Below are 4,511 nucleotides of genomic sequence, written 5' to 3' on the forward strand. Positions count from 1 at the left end.
CGCGACGCTCCTGCTCCGCACCGAGTCCGAGCTCCTGCTCAAGTCCCGCTGGGTCGTGCCCGCCCGCTTGCATGGAGACACCGACCGACGACACGAGAGGGAGAGTCATGACTCCGGAATCCCCCGAGCAGACACCGCCCGGCACCGAGGCCGAGCTGACGCCGAAGGCCGACCACGGCGAGACCACCTACCGCGGCACCGGCCGCCTCAGCGGCAAGGTCGCCCTCATCACGGGCGGCGACAGCGGCATCGGCAAGGCCGTCGCGATCGCGTTCGCGCGCGAGGGCGCCGACGTCGCGATCTCGTACCTCGACGAGCACGACGACGCCGAGGACACCGCCAAGTGGGTCCGGGAGGCCGGCCGCGAGGCGCTGCTCCTCCCCGGCGACCTGCAGGACCCGTCGCACTGCCGCGCCGTCGTCACCGAGACCGTCGAGCGCTTCGGCCACCTCGAGGTGCTCGTCAGCAACGCCGCCTTCCAGATGAGCCGCGAGAGCGTCACCGACATCCCGGACGAGGAGTGGGACCGCACGATCGCGACGAACATCAGCGCCTACTTCCACCTCGTGAAGTCGGCGCTGCCCCACCTGAAGGAGGGCGCGTCGATCATCGCGACGAGCTCGGTGCAGTCCGACCAGCCGTCGTACCAGCTGCTTCCCTACGCCGCCACGAAGTCGGCGATCCTCAGCCTCACCGCCTCGCTCGCGCAGGCGCTCGGCGAGAAGGGCATCCGCGCCAACTCGGTCGCGCCCGGCCCGATCTGGACGCCGCTGATCCCCTCGACCATGCCGGAGGAGGCCGTCGCCGAGTTCGGCGAGCAGGTCCCGCTGGGCCGCCCCGGGCAGCCGGCCGAGGTGGCCCCCGCCTACGTCCTCCTCGCCTCCGACGAGGCGAGCTACATCAGCGGGTCGACGATCGCCGTCACCGGCGGGAAGCCGATCCTCTGATCACGCTCCAGGGCACCGCTCACCCGCAGGATTCCGCGATAGGTTCCTGCGGGTGAGTGTCCACATCCGCAGCATCGAGACGGCGGTGCCGACCACGGTCCTGCGCCAGTCCGAGGTGCGCGACCTCTTCGCGTCCCAGCCCGCGATGACCCGGCTCGGGTCCCGCCTGATCGGCGCGGCCTTCGACGCGTCCGGGATCGACACCCGCAGCACGGTGGTCGACGAGCTCGACCGGGTCGAGCGGGAGGGTGCGAGCGTCTTCTACGACGCGGGGAGCGGCCTGGTGCTCGACCCGGGGACGGCCGCGCGCAACGCCGTCTACACCGAGCGCGCTCCCGAGCTCTTCACGGAGGCGGCCCGCCGCGCCCTCGCGTCCGCGTCGATGACCCCCGAGGACGTCACCCACGTGGTGACGGTCTCCTGCACCGGCTTCTACGCCCCGGGGCCCGACTACCAGCTGGTCCGCCGCCTCGGCCTCGCGCCCTCGACGCAGCGCTTCCACCTCGGCTTCATGGGCTGCTACGGCGCCTTCCCCGGCCTGCGCGCCGCCCGCCAGTTCTGCGAGGCCGACCCGGAGGCGGTCGTCCTCGTCGTCGCGGTCGAGCTGTGCACCATCCACCTCACCAGCTCCAACGACCCGGAGCAGATCGTCGCGACCTCCGTCTTCGCCGACGGCGGAGCGGCGGCCGTCGTCACCGCCCGCGAGGCCGCGCCCGGCACCCCGGTGCTCGAGCTCGACGCGCTCGCCACGACGCTCACCGACGAGGGCGAGACCGAGATGGCGTGGACGATCGGCGACCACGGCTTCTCGATGCGGCTGAGCACCTACGTGCCCTCGATCATCGGAGCGAACATCGAGGCGGCCGTCGCCCCGCTGCTGGCCGGCGCCGAGGTCGAGCGGAGCGACGTGCGGCGCTGGGCGATCCACCCCGGCGGCCGCAGCATCCTCGACAAGGTGCAGGCCTCGCTCGCCCTCAGCGACGAGCAGCTGGCCCCGTCGCGCGAGGTGCTGCGGACCAACGGCAACATGTCGAGCGCGACCGTCCTCTTCATCCTGCGGCGCCTGCTGCACGGCGAGGCGGCCGACGGCGAGCGGATCGGCGCGATGGCGTTCGGGCCCGGCCTCACCGTCGAGCTCGCGCTGCTCACCAAGCGGGGCGGGGAGTGACTCCGCGCGCCCCTCTCGCGCCGGATCTGCGCCACCGCGAGGTCTCCGAGCAGGAGCTGATGGACGACCCGGACTGCGACCAGACCCTGCTCGACGCCACCTACGCCCGCTTCGGCACCGTGAACCGGCTGGTCTCGGGGTGGCGCGTCCTCTACCGCTCGCGCCTGCGTCCGCTCCTGCGGCCCGACGAGCCGTTCCGCCTGCTCGACATCGGATCGGGAGGCGGCGACGTCGCCCGCTCCCTCGCCGGCTGGGCCCGCGAGGACGGCCTCCGCCTGGCGATCACCGCCGTCGATCCGGACGAGCGCGCCTCCGCCTTCGCCACGTCGACGCCCGCGCCGCCCGGAGTCGAGTTCCGCCGCGCGAGCAGCGCCGACCTGGTCGCCGAGGGCGAGCACTTCGACCTGGTGACCTCCAACCACGTGCTGCACCACCTGTCGCCGGAGTCGCTCGCCGACCTGCTCGCCGACAGCGAGCGCCTGGCCCCGCGCGCCCTCCACAACGACATCGAGCGCTCGCGGCTGGCCTACACGGCCTACCTGCTGGCCACACGACCGATCGCGGCCGGCTCGTTCCTCCACTACGACGGGTCGCTGTCGGTGCGGCGCAGCTTCACCGCCGCCGAGCTGCGGGCTGTGGCGCCCGAGGGGTGGCGGGTCGAGCGCGCGGCGCCCTACCGGCTGCTGCTCGCGCGGGGCGAGGTGTGAGGACGCGGCGGAGGGCGAGCGCTTCCGGTCCGCTCTGGCTGGGCGCCGCCGCTGTCAGCTACTCCGCCAACTGCGCCCTCGGCACCGCCGTCGCCACCGGCGCTCTCCGCACGGGCCGCTGGCACTGGATCCATCACGCGCTCTACATCTGCACGTCGACGCTCACCGCTCTGGCCTGGGCGACGCTGCGACGGTCGGACACCCGCGCCGCGTCCGCGCTGGCTCCCGCCGCCGTCCCGCTGGCGGTGATCCCCTTCGCGGGGACGCACGGACGTCGGCACCCGGCGATCGCGCTGGCGGCGGCTCCGTTCGTGCTCGCCGCTCTCGGGCGGACGCGGCGGCCGGCGCGGCGCCGAGGAGTGCTCCAGCGTCTCAGGGCCGGGTCAGCCCTGCGCTGACGCGCCCCGGCTTCTAGCGCGGGGGCTCGACGTCGCGGTCGGGGTCGGAGCGGTACGAGCGCAGCGCCTGCCAGCCGGCGATCGCGAGGATCAGCGCGCCGCAGAGCATCGTCAGCAGGTTCGGCACCGAGAAGCCGCTGCCCACGACCGAGTTGATGCCCGCGCCGAGCACGAACACACCTCCGAGAAGGTAGAAGATGACCCTCGTCTTCACCGTTCCACCGCTTCCCTCGAGCCTGCACAGGACCCTCGATGCTACCGCGCGCGCCCCGGGCCGCCGCCGCTCCCCCCTCTGCGCGATCGATCGGGGCAGGATCGAGGCATGGAGTTCCTCGATGTCGTCCGGCGCCGGAAGACCACCAACGGCGCGTTCCTGCCCGACCCCGTCTCCGAGGAGCACCAGCGGCTCCTGATGGAGGTGGCCGGCCGGGCGCCCTCGCAGCTCAACAGCCAGCCGTGGCGGTTCGTGCTCGTCGAGGAGCGCGAGACGATCGACCGGATCGCCGCGATCAGCGGCGAGAGCATGACCACCGCGATGTCGAACGGCACGTTCTTCGAGCGCTACAAGCCCTACTTCCGCTTCAGCAGCGAGGAGATGGAGCAGCGGCGCGACGGGATGCTGTTCGACAAGCTGCCGGCTCCGCTCCGCCCCTTCACGAAGCAGGTCTTCACGAAGCGCGGGCAGTTCCTGATGAACTCCCTCCGCGTCCCGCAGACGCTCGGCGAGGAGAACCGCCGGCTCGTCGCGGGATCGCCGCTGCTGCTCGGGGTGATGCTCGACCGCTCCGAGTACCGGCCGGGCGAGCTCTCCTCCTTCTACTCGGTGTTCAGCATGGGCGCCGCGATGGAGAACGTCTGGCTGAGCACGGTCGAGCTGGGGATGGGGATCCAGTTCGTGTCGTTCCCGATGGAGGTGCCGGGAGCGTGGGCGCGGATCGAGTCGCTGCTCGCCGTGCCCGACGAGCTGGAGCTGATGGCGGTGTACCGGCTCGGCTACCTGCCTCCGGAGCAGCGGCGGCCGGCGATCGACTGGTCCTCGCACCAGCGGAAGCTGCCGTCGCAGTACGTCTTCCGCGGCACCTGCGCGACTCCGCAGGAGGGGTGGGACGCGCCGGCCGGGCCGTGACGGGATCCTGAGCGGCGCGGTCGGCAGCCGGAGGTGCCCGCGCTCGCTCCCGGGCCGGCCCCGGCCGACGGGAGATCCGCGACGGAGCATCGACTCTCGCTACATGCGTCGGCTAACGTGGCGCCCAGCACGCCCGGCAGTGCTACGTCCCGTCCGCGGGACTGT

General features: G+C 72.8%; 6 protein-coding genes. 5 read left to right on the forward strand and 1 reads right to left on the reverse strand.

Features of this window, described 5'->3' with window-relative positions; translation table 11 throughout:
* Positions 1-107: 107 nt before the first annotated feature.
* Genes C5C82_RS16705 through C5C82_RS16720 form a run of 4 tightly spaced genes read left to right on the forward strand, consistent with a single transcriptional unit; the run spans position 108 to position 3,220 of the window.
* On the forward strand, positions 108-947 hold the full coding sequence (locus tag C5C82_RS16705; RefSeq protein ID WP_104355412.1) for an SDR family oxidoreductase: 840 nt from the start codon (positions 108-110) through the stop codon (positions 945-947).
* Positions 948-999: 52 nt separating this feature from the next.
* Positions 1,000-2,115 (forward strand): type III polyketide synthase, encoded by a 1,116-nt coding sequence (locus C5C82_RS16710; RefSeq protein WP_104355413.1) that lies wholly within the window; start codon positions 1,000-1,002, stop codon positions 2,113-2,115.
* Positions 2,112-2,822: a class I SAM-dependent methyltransferase gene (locus C5C82_RS16715; RefSeq protein WP_258062284.1), complete on the forward strand. Its 711-nt coding sequence runs from the start codon at positions 2,112-2,114 to the stop codon at positions 2,820-2,822. The genes C5C82_RS16710 and C5C82_RS16715 overlap by 4 nt, the downstream gene beginning before the upstream one ends.
* On the forward strand, positions 2,819-3,220 hold the full coding sequence (locus C5C82_RS16720; protein WP_104223775.1) for a hypothetical protein: 402 nt from the start codon (positions 2,819-2,821) through the stop codon (positions 3,218-3,220). The genes C5C82_RS16715 and C5C82_RS16720 overlap by 4 nt, the downstream gene beginning before the upstream one ends.
* A gap of 13 nt (positions 3,221-3,233) precedes the next feature.
* Here C5C82_RS16720 and C5C82_RS16725 read toward each other — a convergent pair whose 3' ends face one another.
* Positions 3,234-3,434, reverse strand: coding sequence for a hypothetical protein (locus C5C82_RS16725; RefSeq protein ID WP_104223776.1), 201 nt, complete (start codon positions 3,432-3,434; stop codon positions 3,234-3,236).
* Positions 3,435-3,542: 108 nt separating this feature from the next.
* On the opposite strand from C5C82_RS16725, the gene C5C82_RS16730 reads away from it, so the two are divergent.
* Positions 3,543-4,346, forward strand: coding sequence for a nitroreductase family protein (locus C5C82_RS16730; RefSeq protein ID WP_104256039.1), 804 nt, complete (start codon positions 3,543-3,545; stop codon positions 4,344-4,346).
* Positions 4,347-4,511: the final 165 nt, after the last annotated feature.

Origin of the sequence: Rathayibacter sp. AY1D5 (genome assembly GCF_002932515.1) — a bacterium.
GTDB lineage: Bacteria > Actinomycetota > Actinomycetes > Actinomycetales > Microbacteriaceae > Rathayibacter.